Origin of the sequence: Burkholderia sp. DN3021, from assembly GCF_049805555.1 — a bacterium.
Classification (GTDB): domain Bacteria; phylum Pseudomonadota; class Gammaproteobacteria; order Burkholderiales; family Burkholderiaceae; genus Burkholderia; species Burkholderia pyrrocinia_C.
In genome coordinates this window covers 1-22802 of record NZ_JBNCAB010000082.1, presented here as the reverse complement: position 1 = coordinate 22802, position 22802 = coordinate 1, and the positions used below count along the sequence as shown (strand labels likewise).

Annotated in this window: 19 protein-coding genes; 18 read left to right on the top strand and 1 reads right to left on the bottom strand. The window is 65.7% G+C overall.

The genetic code is table 11. From position 1 onward, the window contains the following. Window positions 1-48 precede the first annotated feature (48 nt). From ACPUER_RS29240 to ACPUER_RS29210, 7 genes are all read left to right on the top strand, one after another. On the top strand, window positions 49-1617 hold the full coding sequence (locus tag ACPUER_RS29240) for a transglycosylase SLT domain-containing protein (RefSeq protein ID WP_425132781.1): 1569 nt from the start codon (window positions 49-51) through the stop codon (window positions 1615-1617). A gap of 163 nt (window positions 1618-1780) precedes the next feature. Continuing rightward, a complete protein-coding gene (locus ACPUER_RS29235; protein ID WP_425132780.1) occupies window positions 1781-2998 on the top strand; it encodes an MFS transporter in 1218 nt (405 codons plus the stop codon). A gap of 390 nt (window positions 2999-3388) precedes the next feature. Further along, the gene (gene carA / locus ACPUER_RS29230; protein ID WP_175962423.1) at window positions 3389-4534 is read left to right on the top strand and encodes a glutamine-hydrolyzing carbamoyl-phosphate synthase small subunit; all 1146 of its coding nucleotides are present in this window, start codon (window positions 3389-3391) and stop codon (window positions 4532-4534) included. Window positions 4535-4571: 37 nt separating this feature from the next. Continuing rightward, window positions 4572-5231, top strand: a complete 660-nt coding sequence (gene leuE / locus ACPUER_RS29225; RefSeq protein WP_072435870.1) for a leucine efflux protein LeuE — start codon at window positions 4572-4574, stop codon at window positions 5229-5231. A 49-nt stretch (window positions 5232-5280) separates the two neighbouring features. Continuing rightward, window positions 5281-8535: a carbamoyl-phosphate synthase large subunit gene (gene carB / locus ACPUER_RS29220; protein ID WP_072435869.1), complete on the top strand. Its 3255-nt coding sequence runs from the start codon at window positions 5281-5283 to the stop codon at window positions 8533-8535. Between the two features lie 118 nt (window positions 8536-8653). Continuing rightward, a complete protein-coding gene (greA, locus tag ACPUER_RS29215; RefSeq protein ID WP_021163362.1) occupies window positions 8654-9130 on the top strand; it encodes a transcription elongation factor GreA in 477 nt (158 codons plus the stop codon). 14 nt (window positions 9131-9144) lie between these two features. Continuing rightward, window positions 9145-9603 carry a DUF4149 domain-containing protein gene (locus ACPUER_RS29210; protein ID WP_006497614.1) on the top strand — a complete coding sequence of 153 codons (459 nt, stop codon included), beginning with the start codon at window positions 9145-9147 and terminating at the stop codon, window positions 9601-9603. A gap of 51 nt (window positions 9604-9654) precedes the next feature. On the opposite strand, the gene ACPUER_RS29205 is transcribed toward ACPUER_RS29210, so the two are convergent. Beyond that, on the bottom strand, window positions 9655-10182 hold the full coding sequence (locus ACPUER_RS29205; RefSeq protein WP_425132779.1) for a YhbY family RNA-binding protein: 528 nt from the start codon (window positions 10180-10182) through the stop codon (window positions 9655-9657). Between the two features lie 193 nt (window positions 10183-10375). On the opposite strand from ACPUER_RS29205, the gene ACPUER_RS29200 reads away from it, so the two are divergent. The 11 genes from ACPUER_RS29200 to phoR all read left to right on the top strand — a co-directional run bounded on the left by ACPUER_RS29200 (window position 10376) and on the right by phoR (window position 22609). Further along, entirely contained in the window at window positions 10376-11038 is a 663-nt protein-coding gene (locus ACPUER_RS29200; protein ID WP_425132778.1) for an RlmE family RNA methyltransferase, read from the top strand. 166 nt (window positions 11039-11204) lie between these two features. Further along, the gene (ftsH, locus tag ACPUER_RS29195) at window positions 11205-13103 is read left to right on the top strand and encodes an ATP-dependent zinc metalloprotease FtsH (protein ID WP_072435866.1); all 1899 of its coding nucleotides are present in this window, start codon (window positions 11205-11207) and stop codon (window positions 13101-13103) included. 28 nt (window positions 13104-13131) lie between these two features. Beyond that, the gene (folP, locus tag ACPUER_RS29190) at window positions 13132-14073 is read left to right on the top strand and encodes a dihydropteroate synthase (RefSeq protein WP_175962426.1); all 942 of its coding nucleotides are present in this window, start codon (window positions 13132-13134) and stop codon (window positions 14071-14073) included. Window positions 14074-14101: 28 nt separating this feature from the next. After that, a complete protein-coding gene (gene glmM / locus ACPUER_RS29185) occupies window positions 14102-15457 on the top strand; it encodes a phosphoglucosamine mutase (protein WP_175962427.1) in 1356 nt (451 codons plus the stop codon). A gap of 448 nt (window positions 15458-15905) precedes the next feature. Then, complete coding sequence (gene pstS, locus ACPUER_RS29180; RefSeq protein ID WP_175962428.1) at window positions 15906-16940, top strand: phosphate ABC transporter substrate-binding protein PstS; 1035 nt, start codon at window positions 15906-15908, stop codon at window positions 16938-16940. A 94-nt stretch (window positions 16941-17034) separates the two neighbouring features. Then, window positions 17035-18021 carry a phosphate ABC transporter permease PstC gene (gene pstC, locus ACPUER_RS29175; RefSeq protein ID WP_175962429.1) on the top strand — a complete coding sequence of 329 codons (987 nt, stop codon included), beginning with the start codon at window positions 17035-17037 and terminating at the stop codon, window positions 18019-18021. Then, window positions 18018-18911 (top strand): phosphate ABC transporter permease PstA, encoded by an 894-nt coding sequence (gene pstA, locus ACPUER_RS29170; RefSeq protein ID WP_105392992.1) that lies wholly within the window; start codon window positions 18018-18020, stop codon window positions 18909-18911. The genes pstC and pstA overlap by 4 nt, the downstream gene beginning before the upstream one ends. 15 nt (window positions 18912-18926) lie before the next feature. Then, on the top strand, window positions 18927-19775 hold the full coding sequence (gene pstB, locus ACPUER_RS29165; protein WP_072435860.1) for a phosphate ABC transporter ATP-binding protein PstB: 849 nt from the start codon (window positions 18927-18929) through the stop codon (window positions 19773-19775). 18 nt (window positions 19776-19793) lie between these two features. Further along, window positions 19794-20498 (top strand): phosphate signaling complex protein PhoU, encoded by a 705-nt coding sequence (gene phoU / locus ACPUER_RS29160; protein ID WP_006758671.1) that lies wholly within the window; start codon window positions 19794-19796, stop codon window positions 20496-20498. A gap of 32 nt (window positions 20499-20530) precedes the next feature. Further along, window positions 20531-21232: a phosphate regulon transcriptional regulator PhoB gene (gene phoB / locus ACPUER_RS29155; protein ID WP_027787869.1), complete on the top strand. Its 702-nt coding sequence runs from the start codon at window positions 20531-20533 to the stop codon at window positions 21230-21232. Window positions 21233-21289: 57 nt separating this feature from the next. Then, complete coding sequence (gene phoR, locus ACPUER_RS29150; protein WP_310134908.1) at window positions 21290-22609, top strand: phosphate regulon sensor histidine kinase PhoR; 1320 nt, start codon at window positions 21290-21292, stop codon at window positions 22607-22609. The last annotated feature ends 193 nt before the right edge of the window (window positions 22610-22802 follow it).

Genomic DNA, 22802 nt, shown 5'->3' with positions numbered 1-22802 from the left:
TTCCGTAGTATCGCCAGCAATTTCCAGCCGTCGGAAGCCGAGATTTTCATGCGACTTATATTGAGTGCGATGGTGGTCCTGCTACTCGCCGCTTGTGCGAGCCAGGCTCCTGTCGCCAACAACACCGCCGATCCGCAGGCGGCGTCCAACTACCTCCGTAAATCAGCCACCGCCAAAGAAACTGTCGACGTCGACAAGCAATCCGTCGGCGACCTGACCAGTGCGGACTCCGATCTCTGGGGTCGCATCCGTCGCGGCTTCCAGATGCCCGACCTGCAGAGCGACCTCGTCGACATGCAGACGACCTGGTACACGCAGCGTCCCGATTACGTGCAGCGCATGACCGAGCGCTCGCAGAAGTACCTGTATCACATCGTCGAGGAGCTCGAGGCGCGTCACATGCCGACCGAGCTCGCGCTGCTGCCGTTCATCGAATCCGCGTTCAACCCGCAGGCGCTGTCGGTCGCGAAGGCGGCCGGCATGTGGCAGTTCATGCCCGGCACGGGCCGCACGTACAACCTGAAGCGCAACATGTGGCAGGACGAACGGCGCGACGTGCTCGCGTCGACGAGCGCCGCGCTCGACTACCTGTCGCGCCTGCATGACATGTTCGGCGACTGGTATCTGGCGCTGGCCGCGTACAACTGGGGCGAGGGCAACGTGCAGCGCGCGATCGCGCGCAATCAGGCGGCCGGCCTGCCGACCGACTACCAGAGCCTGCGGATGCCGAACGAGACGCGCAACTACGTGCCGAAGCTGCAGGCGGTGAAGAACATCATCGCGAGCCCGAAGCAGTACGGCCTGACGCTGCCGGACATCCCGAACCACCCGTATTTCGTGACGGTCACGACGTCGCGCGACATCGACGTCGCGGTCGCCGCGAAGCTCGCGAACCTGTCGCTCGACGAATTCCGCTCGCTGAACCCGTCGTTCGCGAAGCCGGTGATCCTCGGCGCGACCGAACCGCAGATCCTGCTGCCGTTCGACAACGCGTCCGCGTTCGAGAAGAACCTGAAGTCATACAACGGCCAGCTTTCGACGTGGACCACCTATACGGTCAGCGAACGTGCACGGCCGGCCGCGATCGCCGAGAAGATCGGCGTGGACGCCGATACGCTGATGTCGGTCAACAAGATTCCGGCCGGCATGCGCCTGAAGCCGGGTTCGACGATCGTCGTGCCGCGCGGCGATGACGACGACGAGGACATCAGTGCCGACGTCGCCGAAAACGGCGCGCTCGCGATGGAGCCCGACGTACCCGACACGCGCAAGATGCTGATCCGCGTGCGCCGCAAGCAGTCGATGGCGGCGATCGCCGGCCGCTACGGCGTGTCGGTCGGCCAGCTCAAGGCGTGGAACCGCACGCACCGCGATCTCGCGATGCCGGGCCAGGCGCTCGTGCTGCACGTGCCGGTCGGCCGCTCGGTGCCGGCGGAACCCGGTCCGGAGCGGATCGCGACGTCGGTCGGCAGTGCGCGCATCGAGCGCGCGAGCCTGGCGGTGGGCGGCAAGTCGCACGGCGCGAAGCGCGGCGCGGCAAAGCCGGCGGCCAAATCGGCCAAATCTGCGAAAGCTGCACCCGCGAAGGCCGCGCCGGCCAAGGGCAAGAAGAAGTAACGCGGCTGCGAAGCGCGGCGGGCGGCCGGTCCGGGTCGCGCGATTGCGCTATCATCCGACGAATTGCAACGAAACGCCGTCACCGAGGTGACGGCGTTTTCGTTTGTGCGCGGTGCGAGGGCGCCGCGTCGCTTCGACAGTCTTCATATCACGAGGGGGAGCGATGTCGTCGGTGCAGGTGAGGGTGCTCGCGCTGTTTTCGATCGGGTATTTCGTGTCGTATGTGTTTCGTGGCGTCAATCTGGGCTTCGCGCCGTTCGTCACGCATGAGCTCGGGTTGTCGGCCGCCGATCTCGGCCTGCTCACCAGTCTCTATTTTCTCGGTTTCGCGGGCGCGCAGATTCCGGCCGGCGTGATGCTCGACCACTTCGGCGCGCGCCGCGTGACGGCCGGCATGCTGCTGTTCGCCGCGGCCGGCGCCGCCGTGTTCGGCGCCGCGCACGGCATCGGCACGATGATGATCGGCCGGCTGCTGATCGGTGTCGGCGTGTCGGTGTGTCTCGGCGCGGCATTCAAGGCGCTCGCGCAGCATTTCCCGGTCGGCCGGCTGCCGCTCGTCAACGGCCTCGTGATGGCGGTTGGCGGCCTCGGCGGCGTCGTGGTAGGTTCGCCGCTGACCTGGCTGCTCGGCTGGACGAACTGGCGCGCGATCTGTTTCGGCCTCGCGGTGCTGACGGTGGTCGTCGCGGCCTCGATCGGCTTCGGCGCGCCCGAAGCGAAGCAGGTGCGCCACCAGGGCGGGCTCGTCAGTCAGTTCAAGGGCACGTGGCACATCCTGAGCAGCCGCGCGTTCTGGAAGATCTCGTCGTTCTCGGTCGTCACGCAGGGCGTGTTTTACGCGATGCAGTCGCTGTGGGTCGGGCCGTACCTGCGCGACGTCGCGGGGTTCGATGCGCCGCATGCCGCGCGCCTCGTGTCGGTGCTCGGCTTCGCGATGATGGCCGGCTGCGTCGGCTTCGGCGCCGCGGCGCGCGTGCTCGAGCGGCGCGGCGTGTCCGTCTATGCGTTCTGCGGGGTCGGGATGGCGCTGTTCGTCGCGACGCAGGTCGCGATCGTCGCGCGCATGCCGTTGCCGCCGGCCGTGCTGTGGGCTGCATACGGGATGTTCGGCGGCGTCGGCATCCTGACCTACGCGGTGATGGCCGGGCACTTTCCCGCCCACCTGATCGGCCGCGCGAACACGACGCTCACGCTGGTGATCTTCCTGCTGATCTTTGCGTTCCAGATCGGTGTCGGCGCGGTGCTGTCGCGCTGGCCCGCGGTCGACGGCCGTTATCCGGCCGCCGCGCACCTCACCGCATGGGGCGTGCTGCTTGCGCTGCAGCTCGCGAGCGCGGTCTGGTACGTGTGGCCCGCGCGCGGCGCTGGCCAAGCCCACTGATCCGGCGGTACGCTGGTGGGTGGGGCGGCTGCGGAAACGGGGCCGCAGCACGTCGAGCGTGCGCCGTTGCGCGTACGCCGTACCGCGCTGCCGGTGGCGGCGCACGCATGATCGGACGGCCATATCGATTGAAGATAGGGCCATTTTCGGGCTATAATTTGAAAGTTTGTGCTGATCAACCTCGCACCCTAGCGCCTACCTCATTCATCCCGTTCATCCGCCGCACGCCGCCTGCCGGGCGATGCCGCGAAGCCTCGTGCGCCACGCGCCGGGTTCGCGTCTCGACAACGCAGGCCGCGTCCAGCTAGCGACTACGCGCGCCCACGCAGCGCGGCGCTCGCGCGGCAGGGTAAACAGGTCGGCAGCAGGGTGTTCCCCAAGGAGCCTCCCGTGTTGCCGTCTTTTTCTCCCGCCTTGCTTGCACTCGCCGACGGCACGGTCTTTCGTGGTTATTCGATCGGGGCCGAAGGCCATACGATCGGCGAAGTCGTGTTCAATACCGCGATCACCGGCTATCAGGAAATCCTGACTGATCCGAGCTACGCGCGCCAGATCGTCACGCTCACCTACCCGCATATCGGCAACGTCGGCGTCAACGCCGAAGACGTCGAAGCCACGAAAGTCCATGCCGCCGGCCTGATCGTCCGTGATCTGCCCACGCTCGCATCGAACTTCCGCATGGACCGCACGCTCGGCGATTACCTGCGCGACGAAGGCGTCGTCGCGATCGCCGGCATCGACACCCGCAAGCTGACCCGCATCCTGCGCGACAAGGGCGCGCAGAACGGCTGCATCCTGGCCGGCTCGGACGACGAGGCGAAGGCGATCGAGCTCGCGCGCTCGTTCCCGGGCCTCGCCGGCATGGATCTCGCGAAGGTCGTGTCGACCACCAAGCCGTTCGAGTGGAAGCAGACGGAATGGCGCCTCGGCAGCGGCTACGGCATGCAGGAAGCGCCGAAGTACCGCGTCGTCGCGTACGATTTCGGCGTCAAGTACAACATCCTGCGCATGCTCGCGGAACGCGGCTGCCAGGTCACGGTGCTGCCCGCACAGGCGAGCGCGGCCGATGCGCTCGCGCTGAATCCGGACGGCATCTTCCTGTCGAACGGCCCCGGCGATCCGGAGCCGTGCGATTACGCGATCGCGGCCACGAAGGAATTCATCGAGCGCGGCGTGCCGACCTTCGGCATCTGCCTCGGCCACCAGATCATGGGCCTCGCGGTCGGCGCGAAGACGCTGAAAATGAAGACGGGCCACCACGGCGCGAACCACCCGGTGAAGGATCTCGGCGACGGTCGAGTCGTGATCACGTCGCAGAACCATGGTTTCGCGGTCGATGCGGATTCGCTGCCGGCCAACGCGCGCGTGACGCACGTGTCGCTGTTCGACGGCACGCTGCAGGGCTTCGAGCTGACCGACAAGCCGGCGTTCTGCTTCCAGGGCCACCCGGAAGCGTCGCCGGGCCCGCACGACATCGGCTATCTGTTCGACCGTTTCACCGCGCTGATGGACGCGGCGAAGCAGCGCAACGCCTAACGCAACCGACGCAACAGAAGGACGGGAGATTCGCATCATGTTCGGCCACGCACTCGGCATCACGGATATCTGGACCTACGTGTTCGGCGTGATCTTCATCATCCTGCTGCCGGGGCCGAACTCGATGTACGTGCTGTCGCTCGCGGCGCAGCGCGGCGTGAAGGCCGGCTATCGCGCGGCCTGCGGCGTGTTCGTCGGCGACACGGTGCTGATGGTGCTGTCGGCCGCGGGCGTCGCGTCGCTGCTGAAGGCGAATCCGCTGCTGTTCTCCGTCGTCAAGTACGGCGGCGCCGCGTATCTGCTCTACATCGGTACCGGCATGCTGCGCAGCGCGTGGCGCAAGCTGCGCGCGCCGGCGGGCGAGCCCGCCGAGGCGCCGCAGGCGGTCGACGGCGAGCGGCCGTTTCGCAAGGCGCTGATCGTGAGCCTGCTGAACCCGAAGGCGATCCTGTTCTTCATCTCGTTCTTCATCCAGTTCGTCGACCCGGCATTCCCGCATCCCGCGCTGTCGTTCGTCGTGCTCGGGGCGATCGCGCAATGCGCGAGCTTCCTGTACCTGAGCACGCTGATCTTCGCGGGTGCGCGGCTCGCCGAGCACTTCCGCCGCCGCCGCAAGCTCGCGGCAGGCGCGGCGAGCAGCGTGGGCGGCCTGTTCATCGGTTTCTCGGTGAAGCTCGCGCTCGCGACCATGAGCTGAGCGCTGCCGGCCGACCCACGACAACGATTACTTATTGAATTCACAAGCCATGCCAAAACGCACAGACATCAAAAGCATCCTCATCATCGGCGCCGGCCCGATCATCATCGGCCAGGCGTGCGAGTTCGACTATTCGGGCGCGCAGGCTTGCAAGGCGTTGCGTGAGGAGGGCTACAAGGTCGTTCTCGTCAACAGCAACCCGGCGACGATCATGACCGACCCGAACACGGCCGACGTGACCTACATCGAGCCGATCACGTGGGAAGTCGTCGCGCGCATCATCGAGAAGGAGCGCCCGGACGCGATCCTGCCGACGATGGGCGGCCAGACCGCGCTGAACTGCGCGCTCGACCTGCATCACCACGGCGTGCTCGAGAAGTTCGGCGTCGAACTGATCGGCGCGTCGCCGGAAGCGATCGACAAGGCGGAAGACCGCCAGAAGTTCAAGGAAGCGATGACCAAGATCGGTCTCGGCTCCGCGAAGTCGGGCATCGCGCACTCGATGGAAGAAGCGACCAAGGTGCACGCCGAGATCATGGCGGGCACCGGCGGCAGCGGCTATCCGGTCGTGATCCGTCCGTCGTTCACGCTCGGCGGCTCGGGCGGCGGCATCGCGTACAACCGCGAAGAGTTCGAGGAAATCTGCAAGCGCGGTCTCGACCTGTCGCCCACGCGCGAGCTGCTGATCGAGGAATCGCTGCTCGGCTGGAAGGAATACGAGATGGAAGTCGTGCGCGACCGCGCCGACAACTGCATCATCGTCTGCTCGATCGAAAACCTCGACCCGATGGGCGTGCACACCGGCGACTCGATCACGGTCGCGCCGGCGCAGACGCTCACCGACAAGGAATACCAGATCCTGCGTAACGCATCGCTCGCGGTGCTGCGCGAGATCGGCGTCGACACGGGCGGCTCGAACGTGCAGTTCTCGATCAACCCGAAGGACGGCCGCATGGTCGTCATCGAAATGAACCCGCGCGTGTCGCGTTCGTCGGCGCTTGCATCGAAGGCGACCGGCTTCCCGATCGCGAAGGTCGCCGCGAAGCTGGCGGTCGGCTACACGCTCGACGAGCTGAAGAACGAAATCACCGGCGGCCAGACGCCGGCGTCGTTCGAGCCGACGATCGACTACGTCGTCACGAAGATCCCGCGTTTCGCGTTCGAGAAGTTCCGTGAAGCCGATTCGCGCCTGACGACGCAGATGAAGTCGGTCGGCGAAGTGATGGCGATCGGCCGCACGTTCCAGGAATCGTTCCAGAAGGCGCTGCGCGGCCTCGAAGTCGGCGTCGACGGTCTCGACGAGAAGTCGACCGACCGCGACGAGATCGCGATCGAGATCCACGAGCCGGGCCCGGACCGCATCTGGTATGTCGGCGACGCGTTCCGCATCGGCATGACGGCCGAGGAAATCTTCGCGGAAACCGCGATCGACCCGTGGTTCCTCCATCAGATCGAGCAGATCATCCTGAAGGAAAAGGCGCTCGCGGGCCGCACGCTCGCGTCGCTGACGTTCGACGAGCTGCGTTACCTGAAGCAGAGCGGTTTCTCCGACCGCCGCCTCGCGAAGCTGCTCGGCGCGACGCCGGAAGACGTCCGCCGCCGCCGCGTCGAGCTGAACGTGCGCCCGGTCTACAAGCGCGTCGACACCTGCGCGGCCGAGTTCGCGACGAAAACCGCGTACATGTACTCGACCTACGAGGAAGAGTGCGAGGCGCAGCCGACCACCAACAAGAAGATCATGGTGCTGGGCGGCGGCCCGAACCGGATCGGCCAGGGCATCGAGTTCGACTACTGCTGCGTGCACGCGGCGCTCGCGATGCGCGAGGACGGCTACGAAACGATCATGGTCAACTGCAACCCGGAAACGGTGTCGACCGACTATGACACGTCCGACCGCCTGTACTTCGAGCCGCTGACGCTCGAAGACGTGCTCGAGATCGTCGACAAGGAAAAGCCGGTCGGCGTGATCGTCCAGTACGGCGGCCAGACGCCGCTGAAGCTCGCGCTCGACCTCGAGGCGCACGGCGTGCCGATCGTCGGCACGTCGCCGGACATGATCGACGCGGCCGAAGACCGCGAACGCTTCCAGAAGCTGCTGCAGGATCTCGGCCTGCGCCAGCCGCCGAACCGCACCGCGCGCGCGGAAGACGAGGCGCTCAAGCTTGCCGAGGAAATCGGCTACCCGCTCGTCGTGCGCCCGTCGTACGTGCTGGGCGGCCGCGCGATGGAAATCGTCCACGAGCCGCGCGACCTCGAGCGCTACATGCGCGAGGCCGTGAAGGTGTCGAACGATTCGCCGGTGCTGCTCGACCGCTTCCTGAACGACGCGATCGAGTGCGACGTCGACTGCATCTGCGACGGCGAAGCCGTGTTCATCGGCGGCGTGATGGAGCACATCGAGCAGGCGGGCGTCCACTCGGGCGACTCGGCATGCTCGCTGCCGCCGTACTCGCTGTCGAAGGAAACCGTGGCCGAGCTGAAGCGCCAGACGGGCGCGATGGCGAAGGCGCTGAACGTGGTCGGCCTGATGAACGTGCAGTTCGCGATCCAGCAGGTGCCGCAGGCGGACGGTTCGAAGCAGGACATCATCTACGTGCTCGAAGTGAACCCGCGCGCGTCGCGCACGGTGCCGTACGTGTCGAAGGCGACCAGCCTGCCGCTCGCGAAGATCGCGGCGCGCGCGATGGTCGGCCAGAAGCTCGCGCAGCAGGGCGTAACGAAGGAAGTCGAGCCGCCGTACTTCAGCGTGAAGGAAGCGGTGTTCCCGTTCGTCAAGTTCCCGACCGTCGATCCGGTCCTCGGGCCTGAAATGCGTTCGACCGGCGAAGTGATGGGCGTCGGCCAGACGTTCGGCGAAGCGCTGTTCAAGTCGCAGCTCGCGGCCGGTTCGCGCCTGCCGGAGTCGGGCACGGTGCTGCTGACCGTGATGGACGCGGACAAGCCGAAGGCCGTCGAAGTCGCGCGCATGCTGCACGACCTCGGCTACCCGATCGTCGCGACCAAGGGCACGGCTGCCGCGATCGAAGCGGCCGGCGTGCCGGTGAAGGTCGTGAACAAGGTGAAGGACGGCCGTCCGCACATCGTCGACATGATCAAGAACGGCGAGATCGCCCTCGTGTTCACGACGGTCGACGAGACGCGCCAGGCGATCGCCGATTCGCGTTCGATCCGCATGAGCGCGCAGGCGCACAAGGTCACGTACTACACGACGATGTCGGGCGCGCGCGCGGCCGTCGAAGGCTTGCGCTACCTGAAGGATCTGGAAGTCTATGATTTACAAGGTCTTCACGCTCGCCTAAACTAAGCAGTCAGTTACCTGTCGAAGCAATACGTGCCGCGGTTAAGCGGTGTTTCCGGTTCATCGGAAACGCGCTTAATCGCGGTGATTTTTTTTAAAGCCGTTTTTAGCGATTGAGCCGTTTATGAGCACCATTCCGTTGACAAAGCGTGGCGCAGAGCAACTGCGCGATGAATTGCAGCGCCTCAAATCCGTCGAGCGGCCGGCCGTGATCAACGCGATCGCGGAGGCCCGCGCACAGGGCGATCTGTCCGAAAACGCCGAATACGATGCCGCGAAGGAAAAGCAGGGCTTCATCGAGGGTCGTATCGCGGAAATCGAATCGAAGCTGTCGGCCGCGCAGGTCATCGATCCCACCGTGCTCGATGCCGAAGGCCGCGTGGTCTTCGCGTCGACGGTCGAGCTCGAGGATCTCGAGTCGGGCGACACCGTCAAATACCAGATCGTCGGCGACGACGAAGCCGATATCGATCACGGCCTGATCTCGGTCAGCTCGCCGATCGCGCGCGCACTGATCGGCAAGTCCGAAGGCGACGTCGCGGCCGTGCAGGCGCCGAGCGGCGTGCGCGAATACGAAATCATCTCGGTCAGCTACATCTGAAGCGGGGCGACGTAATGCCGCATCGCGTGTTCCGTCTGCTGTCGGCCGTGTGGGTCGGCAGCCTGCTGACGATCGGGTATGCGGTCGCGCCCGTGCTGTTCAAGACGCTGGAGCGGATGACGGCCGGTTCGGTCGCCGCCCAGCTGTTCCGTATCGAGGCAATCCTCGGTGTCGTGTGCGGCGTGCTGCTGCTCGCGTTGTCGAACCAGCAGGTGCGGCGCGGCAGCAGCGAATATCGCCGTGTGCGCTGGATCGTCGCCGCGATGGTCGTGTGCGTGCTGGTCGGGTATTTCGCGCTGCAGCCGTTCATGAACGCGCTGCGGGTGGCCGCGATGGACGCGGGCACCGATATCGCGAACTCGCCGTACGCGAGTCGCTTCGGGATGCTGCACGGCGTCTCGAGCGTGTTCTATCTCGTCGAGAGCGTGCTGGGGCTGATGCTGATCTGGCGTCTGCCGGCGCGCGACGCCTGAGCGCCGAGCGGGCAGCGCGCGGCACGGTGTGACCTGTGCCGCGTACGCGTTTTACTTGTCCTGGAACGGCCGCTTGGTGCTTGCCTGGCGCTTTTTCGCGCGCTTCACGTTGCCGCCTGCCGTCACGCGCTCGTTGCCGCGCACGACGACCTTCGTCGGCTTCGGACGACGCACGGGGCTCGCGTTCGGCGACACCTTGACGACCTTGACCGTGCGCGGTGCGCGGCCTTTCCTGTCGTCGGCGGCTTCGGCCGCGCTCGGCAGCGTGCCGGCGCGACGGCCGCGGGCCGGGGCCGCTGCGGCGGCCTCGGGCTTCCAGATCACCAGCAGCTTGCCGATGTGCTGGATCGGCGCCGCGCTCAGGCGGTCGCAGATCTCGTCGTAGATCGCGATGCGTTCGTCGCGCTCGTCGCCGAACACGCGGATCTTGATCAGCTGGTGCGCGGCGAGGTGCACCTTGATTTCCTTCAGCACGGCGTCGGTCAGCCCTTCGCCGCCGATCAGCACGACGGGCTTGAGCGCATGGGCCTGGGAGCGCAGCGCGGAGCGCTCGGCGGGAGAAAGCGAAAGGGCGGGCATGGAAATGTCGAAATCTAAATAGGGGCACGCGGCCTGAAAAACGATCGCGGGAAGTTACCGCGTCAGCCGTGCGCCGAAACCACGTAAAATCGCGGCTTGGGCCTGAAAAGGGGCCGCAGCCGCGCGAAGAAGACGCGTATTATCCGCTAAAAGCGCGGCTTCACGAAGCAAATGGCAGCAATCTCTCTCTCGAATGGCAAAAAACCGCTTTAACCAGCACTGGCTGCACGACCACATCAACGACCCGTACGTCAAAATGGCGCAGCGGGAGGGCTATCGCGCGCGTGCCGCGTACAAGCTGAAGGAAATCGACGAGCAGGACAAGCTGGTCCGTCCGGGCCAGGTCATCGTCGATCTCGGCGCGACGCCGGGCAGCTGGAGCCAGTATGCCCGCAACAAGCTCGCGCAGGGCAAGAAGCGCGTTACCGAGCGCGAAGGCGGCATCGACGGCACGATCATCGCGCTCGACCTGCTGCCGATGGAGCCGATCGCCGACGTCCACTTCATCCAGGGCGACTTCCGCGAGGACGAAGTGCTCCACCAGCTCGAGGAAGTGCTCGAAGGCCGCGCGGTGGACCTTGTTATTTCAGACATGGCCCCCAACCTCTCCGGTGTGGCCTCGGCGGACGCGGCGCGCATCGAGCATCTCTGCGATCTGGCGCTCGAATTCGCGCAGAAGCATCTGAAGCCGGACGGTGCGCTGCTCGTGAAATGCTTTCACGGCAGCGGCTACAGCCAGATCGTCGAGAAATTCAAACAGCAGTTTAAGACCGTCGCGCCGCGCAAGCCCAAGGCGTCCCGCAACAAATCGGCCGAAACGTTCATTTTGGGTCGGCATCTGAAGCATCCGCGCTGACGCGCGGCGGGGTGCCGCAAACGGGCTCCGGCCCTTGCCAGACAAGCGAAGCGCTATCGCGGCGGTTGTCAATGCTTATGGCGAGGGTGGTCGGACTGGATTAGAATGACCGAGGGGCGCCGCAAGGAAAATGTAGGCGCTCGTCTACGAGTGAAGGAGTGGTGCTTTGAACAACAATATGTTTTCGAAGGCAGCGGTGTGGTTAGTGATCGCACTGGTGCTGTTTACGGTGTTCAAGCAGTTCGACAAGCCCCGCGTCCAGGAAGGCGTGTCCTATTCGCAGTTCATGGACGACGCCAAGAACGGCAAGGTCAAGAACGTCATCGTTCAGGGGCGCAACCTCACCGTCACTCCGGCTGATGGCCAGAAATACCAGATCGTGTCGCCCGGCGACATCTGGATGGTCGGCGATCTGATGAAGTACGGCGTGCAGGTCAGCGGCAAGGCCGACGACGAGCCGAATGCGCTGATGTCCGCGCTGTACTACCTCGGGCCGACGATCCTGATCATCGTGTTCTGGTTCTACATGATGAGGCAGATGCAGGGGGGCGGCAAAGGCGGCGCCTTCTCGTTCGGCAAGTCGCGAGCGCGGCTGATCGACGAGAACAACAACGCGGTGAACTTCTCCGACGTCGCGGGCTGCGACGAAGCGAAGGAAGAAGTGTCCGAGCTCGTCGACTTCCTGCGCGATCCGCAGAAATTCCAGAAGCTGGGCGGTCGCATTCCGCGCGGCGTGCTGCTCGTCGGCCCGCCGGGTACCGGCAAGACGCTGCTCGCCCGCGCGATCGCGGGTGAAGCGAAGGTGCCGTTCTTCAGCATCTCGGGTTCGGACTTCGTCGAAATGTTCGTCGGCGTCGGCGCGGCCCGTGTGCGCGACATGTTCGAGCAGGCGAAGAAGCATGCGCCGTGCATCGTGTTCATCGACGAAATCGACGCGGTCGGCCGTCATCGCGGCGCCGGCATGGGCGGCGGCAACGACGAACGCGAGCAGACGCTGAACCAGATGCTGGTCGAGATGGACGGCTTCGAGGCGAACTCAGGCGTGATCGTGATCGCCGCGACCAACCGTTCCGACGTGCTCGACAAGGCGCTGCTGCGTCCGGGCCGTTTCGACCGTCAGGTCTACGTCGGTCTGCCGGACATCCGCGGCCGCGAGCAGATCATGCGCGTGCACCTGCGCAAGGTGCCGATCGCGAACGACGTCGATGCGGCCGTCATCGCACGCGGCACGCCGGGCTTCTCGGGCGCCGATCTCGCGAACCTCGTGAACGAGGCTGCGCTGTTCGCGGCACGCCGCGGCAAGCGCATCGTCGAGATGCAGGATTTCGAGGACGCGAAGGACAAGATCTTCATGGGTCCGGAGCGCAAGTCGGCCGTGATCCGCGAGGAAGCGAAGCGCGCGACCGCTTACCACGAGTCGGGCCACGCGGTGGTCGCGAAGCTGCTGCCGAAGGCCGACCCGGTGCACAAGGTCACGATCATCCCGCGCGGCCGTGCGCTGGGCGTCACGTGGCAGTTGCCGGAGCATGACAACGAGACGTACTCGAAGGACTACCTGCTGGACCGCCTCGCGATCCTGTTCGGTGGCCGGGTGGCGGAAGAGCTGTTCATGAATCTCGTCAGCACCGGCGCATCGGACGACTTCAACAAGGCAACGCAGACGGCGCGCGCGATGGTGGCCCGTTTCGGCATGACCGATGCGCTCGGGCCGATGGTCTACGTCGACGACGAGAACGATGCGTCGCCGTTCGGCCGCGGCTTCACGCGCACGATCTCGGAAGCGACGCAGCAGAAGGTCGATTCGGAAATCCGCCGCGTGCTCGACGATCAGTACACCCTTGCGCGCCGCCTGCTCGAAGAGAACCGCGACAAGGTCGAAGCGATGACGGCTGCTCTGATGGAGTGGGAGACGATCGACGCCGATCAGATCAACGACATCATGGAAGGCCGTCCGCCGCGCTCGCCGAAGAGCTCGCCGGCCGTCGGCGGCGATTCGTCGGGCGGTGGCAGCAGCGCCGAGGTCAAGCCCGGCAACGCGCCGGCGCCTGCTTCGCCGGCGGCATAACCTCCGCTTTAGCACCGTTCACGGGCTGGTGTGGCTTCACACCGGCCCGTTTTGCATTCAACCACGCCAGTCGCTTGTGTCCGATTCCGCTGTTACTCCATCTGTTCCCGCGCCGCTCCAGTGCGGCCGCTTCGCACTGACGTTCGAGCGCCCGCTCGTGATGGGCATTCTCAACGCCACGCCCGATTCGTTCTCCGACGGCGGCCGCTTCCTCGCGCGCGACGATGCGCTGCGCCAGGCCGAGCGCATGATCGCCGAAGGCGCGGACCTCCTCGATATCGGCGGCGAATCGACGCGCCCCGGCGCGCCGCCCGTACCGCTCGACGAGGAACTCGCGCGTGTGATCCCGCTCGTCGAGGCGCTGCGGCCGCTGAACGTGCCGCTGTCGGTCGACACCTACAAGCCGGCCGTGATGCGCGCGGCGCTGGCCGCCGGCGCGGACCTGATCAACGACATCTGGGGATTCCGCCAGCCGGGTGCGATCGACGCGGTGCGCGACGGCAACTGCGGGCTGTGCGCGATGCACATGCTCGGCGAGCCGCAGACGATGCAGGTCGGCGAGCCGGACTACGGCGACGTCGTGACCGACGTGCGCGAGTTTCTCGCCGCGCGCGCGCAGGCGTTGCGCGACGCGGGCATTGCGCCGGAGCGGATCTGCGTGGATCCCGGCTTCGGGTTCGGCAAGGCGGTCGTCGACGACAACTATGCGCTGCTGGCCGCGTTGTCGGACACGGCGCCCGCGCGGCCCGACGGGCGCGCTTATCCGATTCTCGCGGGCATGTCGCGCAAGTCGATGCTCGGCGCGGTGATCGGCGGCAAGCCGCCGATGGAGCGCGTCGCGGCGAGCGTGGCGGCCGCGTTGTGCGCGGTCGAGCGCGGTGCGGCGATCGTGCGCGTGCACGACGTCGCGGCGACGGTCGATGCGCTGAAAGTCTGGAATGCCGTGCGCGAAGCCGCGCGGCAACGATAAGTCAGAAGACGAAGGAGGAAGATTCGCCATGGGACGTCGATATTTCGGCACGGACGGCATTCGCGGCACGGTGGGCGAGGCGCCCATCACGCCGGATTTCGTATTGCGCCTCGGCTACGCGGCCGGCAAGGTGCTGGCCAGCTCGGCCGACGTCGCGGCAGGCTCGCGGCCGACGGTGCTGATCGGCAAGGACACGCGCGTGTCGGGCTACATGCTCGAAGCCGCGCTCGAGGCCGGTTTCTCGGCAGCCGGCGTCGACGTGATGCTGGCCGGCCCGATGCCGACGCCGGGCGTCGCATATCTGACGCGTGCGCTGCGCCTGTCGGCCGGCGTCGTGATCAGCGCGTCGCATAACCCGTATCACGACAACGGGATCAAGTTTTTCTCCGCCGACGGCAACAAGCTGCCCGACGACACCGAAGCCGCGATCGAAGCGTGGCTCGACAAGCCGCTCGAGTGCGCGTCGTCCGACGGCCTCGGCAAGGCGCGCCGCCTCGACGACGCGGCCGGTCGCTACATCGAGTTCTGCAAGAGCACGTTCCCGGCTGCGTTCGACCTGCGCGGGTTGAAGCTCGTGGTCGATTGCGCGCACGGTGCCGCGTACCAGGTCGCGCCGCATGTATTCCACGAGCTCGGCGCGGACGTGATCCCGATCGGCGTCGCGCCGAACGGCTTCAACATCAACGACGGCGTCGGCGCAACCGCGCCCGACGCGCTGGTGCGCGCGGTGCGGGCGAACCACGCCGATCTCGGTATTGCGCTCGACGGCGATGCGGATCGCCTGCAGGTCGTCGATGCGACCGGGCGCCTGTACAACGGCGACGAACTCCTCTACGTGCTCGTGAAGGACCGGATCGCGACCGACGGCAAGGTCGAAGGTGCGGTCGGCACGCTGATGACGAACCTCGCCGTCGAAGTCGCGCTGCAGCGCGAGGGCGTGAAATTCGTCCGCGCGGCGGTCGGCGACCGCTATGTGCTCGAGCAATTGCGCGAGCACGGCTGGCAGCTCGGCGCGGAAGGCTCGGGCCACATCCTGTCGCTCGACCGGCATTCGACCGGCGACGGCATCGTGTCGGCGCTGCTCGTGCTGGCCGCGCTGAAGCGCAGCGGCCGAACGCTCGCGCAGATGCTCGATGGCGTCACGCTGTTTCCGCAGAAGCTGATCAACGTGCGGATGAAGCCGGGCGCCGACTGGAAGGGCAGCGCGTCGATTCGCGCCGCGATCGACGCGGCCGAAGCCGCACTCGCCGGCAGCGGCCGCGTGCTGATCCGCGCATCGGGCACCGAGCCCGTGCTGCGCGTGATGGTCGAAGCGCAGCAGGCGGCCGATGCGGTCCGCCATGCGGAGACGATCGCCGACGCGGTGCGCGCGGCGACGACCTGACGCACGATATCGGCGCGGGGCGGCCTGCCGCCCGCGCGCCGGTTCTCCGGTGAATCGGCATGCGGCGCCTTCGGGCGCCGCAATTTCGTCAGACGCAAAGGTTTGCGCTACCTATAGTGTGTCGCGTCGATCAATGCATCGCCTGACTGAAGATATCTTCCGACCCCTGATATCGCGCCCACCGCAGGGGCTTCCCGTACCGCCGACGCTGCGCTACGATCCGCCGGCGCACCCGAAAAACGGGTGCCCACCCCGTCCTTGCCAGGCAGGCAATTCTTGCCGCCTCTGCCGTTCCGGTGCCCGCAGGCGCCGCCCGCGCCGCATCCGATATTCCCTTTCAACCAGTCATGTTACTGTCACGCCAGTTTCATCGATTGTCACATTACCGTCATGAGGAGCCCCTAACCTTCGCGGTGCCGTAGTCATCCGCTCACACACTGGAGGTCTCATGAAATTGATGCAAACCGCGATTGCCGGCTTGGCTGGCGCGCTTTTCGCCGTTGCCGCGCAAGCTGCCGACATCACGGGCGCAGGCAGCACGTTCGCGATGCCGATCTATACGAAATGGGCTGCCGACTACCAGCAGTCCGGCGGCGCGAAGGTCAACTACCAGGGTATCGGTTCGTCGGGCGGCCTGAAGCAGATCGTCGCGAAGACGGTCGATTTTGCCGGTTCGGACGCTCCGCTGAAGGATGAAGAGCTCGCGAAGGAAGGCCTGTTCCAGTTCCCGACGGTGGTCGGCGGCGTGGTGCCGGTCATCAACGTGCCGGGCGTGAAGGCCGGTGAACTGACGCTGTCGGGCCCGGTGCTCGGCGACATCTACCTCGGCAAGATCAAGAAGTGGAACGATCCGGCGATCGCCGCGCTGAACCCGAAGGTCAAGCTGCCGGATACGGACATCGCCGTCGTTCGCCGTGCTGACGGCTCGGGCACGAGCTTCATCTGGACGAACTACCTGTCGAAGGTCAACGACGAGTGGAAGTCGAAGATCGGCGAAGGCACGACGGTCAACTGGCCGACGGGCACGGGCGGCAAGGGCAACGACGGCGTTGCGGCCTTCGTGCAGCGCCTGCCGGGCGCGATCGGCTACGTCGAGTGGGCGTACGCGAAGAAGAACAACATGACCTACACTGCGCTGAAGAACTCGACGGGCACGGTGGTCGAGCCGAAGACGGAAACGTTCAAGGCGGCTGCCGCCGGCGCGAACTGGTCGAAGTCGTTCTACCAGATCCTGACGAACCAGCCGGGCAAGGAAGCATGGCCGGTCGTCGGCGCGACGTTCGTGCTGCTGCACGCGAAGCAGGACAAGCCGGAGCAGGGCGCGGAAACGCTGAAGTTCTTCAGCTGGGCGTTCAAGAACGGCGAGAAGGCTGCGGACAGCCTCGACTACATCTCGCTGCCGGCGACGGTCGAGACGGAAATCCGCAAGCAGTGGAAGACGAAGGTGACGGACGCATCGGGCAAGCCGGTCGCCGCCGAGTAAGCAATGCAGCGGTTCACTGCCCGGCCGCGCCGGTCGGGCAGTGTGTGCGGTAAAGCCGGGCGTTACGGCGCCCGGCGATCAAAAGCAGGCACCCATGTCTGATATTTCATACGCGTCCTCCCGATCGCCCGACAGTGCGCAGCAGCGCGCGCCGAGCCGCCTCGGCGACGTTCTGTTCGGCGGCCTCGCACGGCTCGCCGCGATCGTGACCCTGCTGCTGCTGGGCGGGATCATCGTTTCCCTGATCATTGCGTCGATGCCGACCATCCAGAAGTTCGGCCTCGGCTTCCTGTGGCAATCCGAGTGGGATCCCAACTCGGACATCTACGGCGCACTCGTGCCGATCTACGGCACGATCGTGACGTCGGTCATTGCGCTCGTCATCGCGGTGCCCGTCAGTTTCGGCATCGCACTGTTCCTCACCGAGCTGTCGCCCGTGTGGCTGCGCCGTCCGCTGGGCATCGCGATCGAACTGCTCGCCGCGATTCCGTCGATCGTGTACGGCATGTGGGGCCTGCTCGTGTTTGCGCCGATCTTCGCCGAATACTTCCAGAAGCCGCTCGGCCATCTGCTCAAGGACGTGTGGGTGCTCGGGCCGCTGACGTCCGGCCCGCCGATCGGCATCGGCATCCTCGCGGCCGGCGTGATTCTCGCGATCATGATCATCCCGTACATCGCGTCGGTGATGCGCGACGTGTTCGAGGTCACGCCCGTGCTGCTGAAGGAATCGGCATACGGGATCGGCTGCACGACCTGGGAAGTGATGTGGAAGGTCGTGCTGCCGTATACGAAGACCGGCGTGATCGGCGGCGTGATGCTCGGCCTCGGCCGCGCACTCGGCGAGACGATGGCCGTGACGTTCGTGATCGGCAACACGAACCTGCTCGACAGCGTGTCGCTGTTCGCGCCGGGCAACAGCATCACGTCGGCGCTCGCGAACGAATTCGCGGAAGCGCAGCCGGGCGTGCATACGTCCGCGCTGATGGAACTGGGCCTGATCCTGTTCGTGATCACGTTCATCGTGCTGTCCATCTCCAAACTGCTGCTGCTTCGTCTCGAGAAGGGAGAGGGCAAGAAATGAGCGAGCCCATCATGAATTTCCCGGGGCCAGACGGCGCCGTGCTCGAAGCGATGCGCGAGCGCCTGCAGCGCAAGCGCAAGGCCGTCAACGCGATCGCGCTCGCCGCATCGCTCGGCGCAATGGCGTTCGGCCTGCTGTGGCTCGTGTGGATCCTGTACACGACGCTGCACCTCGGTATCGGCGGCCTGTCGCTGCAGCTGTTCACCGAATCGACGCCGGCACCGAACACCGAAGGCGGCGGTCTCGCGAACGCGATCGTCGGCAGCCTGCTGCTGTGCGGTTTCGGCACGCTGGTCGGCACGCCGATCGGCATCCTCGCGGGCGTCTATCTCGCCGAATACGGCCAGAAGAACCTGCTGGCGAGCACGATCCGCTTCATCAACGACATCCTGCTGTCCGCGCCGTCGATCGTCATCGGCCTGTTCGTGTACGCGCTCGTCGTCGCGAAGTCGGGGCGCTTCTCGGGCTGGGCCGGCGTGATAGCGCTCGCGCTGCTGCAGATCCCGATCGTGATCCGCACGACCGAGAACATGCTGAAGCTCGTGCCGAACGCGCTGCGCGAAGCAGCCTTCGCGCTCGGCACGCCGAAGTGGCGAATGGTGCTGAAGATTACGCTGCGCGCATCGGTGGGCGGCATCATCACGGGCGTGCTGCTCGCGGTCGCGCGGATCGCCGGCGAAACGGCGCCGCTGCTGTTCACCGCGCTGTCGAACCAGTTCTTCTCGTGGGACATGAGCCAGCCGATGGCGAACCTGCCCGTGACGATCTACAAGTTCGCGATGAGCCCGTTCGCGGAATGGCAGTCGCTCGCATGGGCGGGCGTGTTCCTGATTACGCTCGGGGTGCTCGGACTCAACATCCTGGCGCGCTCGGTCTTCTCGAAAAAGTAACGGCGGAGCAATCCGATGAATATGGCAGAGAGCCACCTGAATCCCGTCGAGCGCACCGCAGCGCCCGCCGGCACGCACGACGCGGCGAACGATCGCCCGCTCGCGCCGCTGAACGCGAAGATCGAGGTCAACAACCTCAACTTCTTCTACAGCAAGTTCCATGCGCTGAAGAACATCAACCTGCGCATTCCCGAAGGGAAGGTGACGGCGTTCATCGGCCCGTCGGGCTGCGGCAAGTCGACGCTGCTGCGCACGTTCAACAAGATGTTCGCGCTCTATCCGGAGCAGCGCGCCGAAGGCGAAATCCTGATGGACGGCGAGAACCTGCTGACGACGAAGCGCGACATCTCGCTGCTGCGTGCGCGCATCGGCATGGTGTTCCAGAAGCCGACCCCGTTCCCGATGTCGATCTACGACAACATCGCGTTCGGCGTGAAGATGTTCGAAAAGCTCACGCGCTCGGAAATGGACGACCGCGTCGAGTGGGCGCTCACGAAGGCCGCGCTGTGGAACGAAGTGAAGGACAAGCTTGGCCAGAGCGGCTACGGCCTCTCCGGCGGCCAGCAGCAGCGTCTGTGCATCGCGCGCGGCATCGCGATCCGTCCGGAAGTGCTGCTGCTCGACGAGCCGTGCTCGGCGCTCGACCCGATCTCGACGGGCCGCATCGAGGAACTGATCGCGGAGCTGAAGAGCGACTACACGGTCGTGATCGTCACGCACAACATGCAGCAGGCCGCACGCTGCTCGGATTACACGGCCTACATGTACCTGGGCGAGCTGATCGAGTTCGGTGAAACCGAAAAGATCTTCATCAAGCCGGTGCGCAAGGAAACGGAAGACTACATCACCGGCCGCTTCGGCTGATGACGGAGAACAACAGCCATGTCGGATAAACATCTGTCGAGCCAGTTCGACGCGGACCTGAATGCCGTGTCGTCGAAAGTGCTGGAAATGGGCGGGCTCGTCGAGTCGCAGATCGTCGGCGCGATGCACGCACTCAACGAATTCGATCGCGACGCGGCCGAGAAGGTGATCACGGCCGAGGAAACGCTGAACGCGATGGAAGTCGACATCGACCAGGAATGCGGCAACATCATCGCGCGGAGGCAGCCTGCCGCGCGCGACCTGCGTCTTTTGATGTCGATTTCGAAAACGATTACGAACCTCGAGCGTGCCGGCGACGAGGCAGAGAAGATCGCGAAGCGCGTGCGCCGCCTGGTCGACGAGCCGGCCGCGCGCGCGGTCAACATCGCCGAGATCAAGGTGTCGGGCGAGATGGCCGTGACGATCCTGCGCCGCGCGCTCGACGCGTTTGCGCGTCTCGATACGGTGGCGGCCGCGCAGATCGTCAAGGACGACAAGGAGATCGACATGGAATTCCGCGCGTTCGTGCGCAAGCTCGTGTCGTACATGCAGGAAGATCCGCGCACGATCTCGGTCGGCCTCGATTACCTGTTCATCGCGAAGGCGATCGAACGGATCGGCGACCACGCGAAGAACATCGCCGAATTCATCATCTACATCGTGAAGGGCACGGACGTGCGGCACCAGCCGCGCGACACGCTCGACCGCGAAGCCAACAGTTAACGCGATAACGTACAGGAAGAAAAGAGGTGCCGATGCCCAGCAACATTCTCGTCGTTGAAGATGAGCCCGCGATTTCCGAACTGATCTCGGTGAATCTCCAGCACGCCGGTCATTGCCCGATCCGCGCGTACAACGCCGAACAGGCGCAGAACCTGATCAGCGACGTGCTGCCCGATCTCGTGCTGCTCGACTGGATGCTGCCGGGCAAGTCCGGTATCGCGTTTGCGCGCGACCTGCGCAACAACGAACGGACCAAACACATCCCGATCATCATGCTGACCGCGCGCGGCGACGAGCAGGACAAGGTGCTCGGCCTCGAGATCGGCGCGGACGACTACGTGACGAAGCCGTTCTCGCCGAAGGAACTGATGGCGCGCATCAAGGCGGTGCTGCGCCGTCGTGCGCCGCAGCTGACCGAGGACGTCGTGTCGATCAACGGGCTGCGCCTCGATCCGGCCACGCATCGCGTCGCCGCGCATGCGGAAGGCAGCGAGATCAAGCTCGATCTCGGCCCGACCGAATTCCGCCTGCTGCATTTCTTCATGACGCATCCGGAGCGCGTGCACAGCCGCACGCAACTGCTCGACCAGGTGTGGGGCGACCATGTGTTCGTCGAAGAGCGAACCGTCGACGTGCACATCAAACGATTGCGCGCGGCCTTGAAACCGGCCGGCTGCGATGCGATGATCGAGACCGTGCGCGGCAGCGGCTACCGGCTCGCCAAGCACGCGTAACGTATCCGGACATGCCGTGTGCCACGGCATGCCGTTCATTCTTTCGGACGCTGAATCATGAACATCATCTGGGCGCGCTTTCTGGTGTCGCTCGTGCTGCTCGTGCTGATCGGCGTATTGGTCGGCGTCTTTGCCGGCCCGACCGCGGGCCTCGTGTTCGTGGCCGTGATGCTGATCGCGCAGGGCTTTTTCAGCACCTTCCATACGCAGCGTCTGTGGCGGTTGCTCGATGCGCCCGTCTACGGCGAAGTGCCGAGCGCGCCGGGCATCTGGGGCGAGATCTACTACCGGCTGCACAAGCTCGCGAAGCAGTGGCATGCGCAGGTGCGGCAGGTCGAACAGCAGCATTCGCGCTTCATCCAGGCGATCCAGGCCTCGCCGAACGGCGTCGCGATGCTCGACGACCACGACCAGATTGAGTGGTGCAACGCGATCGCCGAGGTCCATTTCGGTCTCGATGCGAAGCGCGACCTGCGCCAGCACGTCACGAACCTGGTGCGTCATCCCGAGTTCGTCCGCTACCTGAATGCGCAGCATTACGACGAGACGCTCGTGATGCGCGGCATGGGCGGCGCGCGGCAGAACGTGCTGGCCGTGCAGGTGTTTCCGTACGGCGAGAACCGCAAGCTGCTGCTCACGCAGGACATCACCGAGCTCGAGCGTACCGACGCGATGCGGCGCGATTTCGTCGCGAACGTGTCGCACGAATTGAAGACGCCGCTCACCGTGCTGTCCGGCTTCCTCGAGACGATGCGCGAGCTGCCGCTGAACGAGGAAGACCGCGCACGCTATATCGAGATGATGGAGCAGCAGGCGTCGCGGATGCGGCACATCGTCACCGACCTGCTGGTGCTCGCGAAGCTGGAAGGCGAGAGCAAGCCGCCGGTCGATCGCGCGATCGACATGCGTGCCGTGTTCGACCATCTGAAGGAGGATGCGCAGACGCTGTCGAACGGGCATCACGACATCGCGTTCTCGATCGACGAGACGCTCGGCGTCACGGGCGCGCAGACGGAGTTGTTCAGCGCGTTCGCGAATCTCGTCACGAACGCGATTCGTTATACGCCGGACGGCGGCAAGATCGTCGTGTCGTGGCGGCGCGAGGGTGCGCAGGGCGTGTTTTCCGTCACGGACAGCGGCTTCGGCATTCCGGCCGCCGACCTGCCGCGGCTGACCGAGCGCTTCTATCGCGTCGACCGCAGCCGCTCGCGCGATACGGGCGGCACGGGGCTCGGGCTCGCGATCGTCAAGCATGTGCTGCAGCGGCACGATGCGCACCTGTACGTGCAAAGCGAGGAAGGGCGCGGCAGCACGTTCACCGCGCGGTTCCCGGGCTCGCGCGTCATCGCGATCCGGCCGGCCGCGTACGAGGCATGATCGCGTAACGGCATCCGTCGCTCGTTCGGCGAGCGGCGGCACGCCAGGCAAGAAAAAAGCGCAGCCCGCGTATGTGAGCTGCGCTTTTTCATTGGCCGTGGGGGGGGCGGTTTGGGCCCCCCCGGCCGGTCTACCGCAGAACATCGGGCGCCCCCCCCGCTGGGGGGTGGGGCCCCTCTTTAGAGGGCGGCGG

Excerpts from the sequence above, each read along its gene's own strand:
- ACPUER_RS29240 (WP_425132781.1), top strand. The coding sequence starts at position 49 with ATGCGACTTATATTGAGTGCGATGGTGGTCCTGCTACTCGCCGCTTGT.
- ACPUER_RS29235 (WP_425132780.1), top strand. The coding sequence starts at position 1,781 with ATGTCGTCGGTGCAGGTGAGGGTGCTCGCGCTGTTTTCGATCGGGTAT.
- leuE (WP_072435870.1), top strand. The coding sequence starts at position 4,572 with ATGTTCGGCCACGCACTCGGCATCACGGATATCTGGACCTACGTGTTC.
- carB (WP_072435869.1), top strand. The coding sequence starts at position 5,281 with ATGCCAAAACGCACAGACATCAAAAGCATCCTCATCATCGGCGCCGGC.
- greA (WP_021163362.1), top strand. The coding sequence starts at position 8,654 with ATGAGCACCATTCCGTTGACAAAGCGTGGCGCAGAGCAACTGCGCGAT.
- ACPUER_RS29210 (WP_006497614.1), top strand. The coding sequence starts at position 9,145 with ATGCCGCATCGCGTGTTCCGTCTGCTGTCGGCCGTGTGGGTCGGCAGC.
- ACPUER_RS29205 (WP_425132779.1), bottom strand. The coding sequence starts at position 10,182 with ATGCCCGCCCTTTCGCTTTCTCCCGCCGAGCGCTCCGCGCTGCGCTCC.
- ACPUER_RS29200 (WP_425132778.1), top strand. The coding sequence starts at position 10,376 with ATGGCAAAAAACCGCTTTAACCAGCACTGGCTGCACGACCACATCAAC.
- glmM (WP_175962427.1), top strand. The coding sequence starts at position 14,102 with ATGGGACGTCGATATTTCGGCACGGACGGCATTCGCGGCACGGTGGGC.
- pstS (WP_175962428.1), top strand. The coding sequence starts at position 15,906 with ATGAAATTGATGCAAACCGCGATTGCCGGCTTGGCTGGCGCGCTTTTC.
- pstC (WP_175962429.1), top strand. The coding sequence starts at position 17,035 with ATGTCTGATATTTCATACGCGTCCTCCCGATCGCCCGACAGTGCGCAG.
- pstA (WP_105392992.1), top strand. The coding sequence starts at position 18,018 with ATGAGCGAGCCCATCATGAATTTCCCGGGGCCAGACGGCGCCGTGCTC.
- pstB (WP_072435860.1), top strand. The coding sequence starts at position 18,927 with ATGAATATGGCAGAGAGCCACCTGAATCCCGTCGAGCGCACCGCAGCG.
- phoU (WP_006758671.1), top strand. The coding sequence starts at position 19,794 with ATGTCGGATAAACATCTGTCGAGCCAGTTCGACGCGGACCTGAATGCC.
- phoB (WP_027787869.1), top strand. The coding sequence starts at position 20,531 with ATGCCCAGCAACATTCTCGTCGTTGAAGATGAGCCCGCGATTTCCGAA.
- phoR (WP_310134908.1), top strand. The coding sequence starts at position 21,290 with ATGAACATCATCTGGGCGCGCTTTCTGGTGTCGCTCGTGCTGCTCGTG.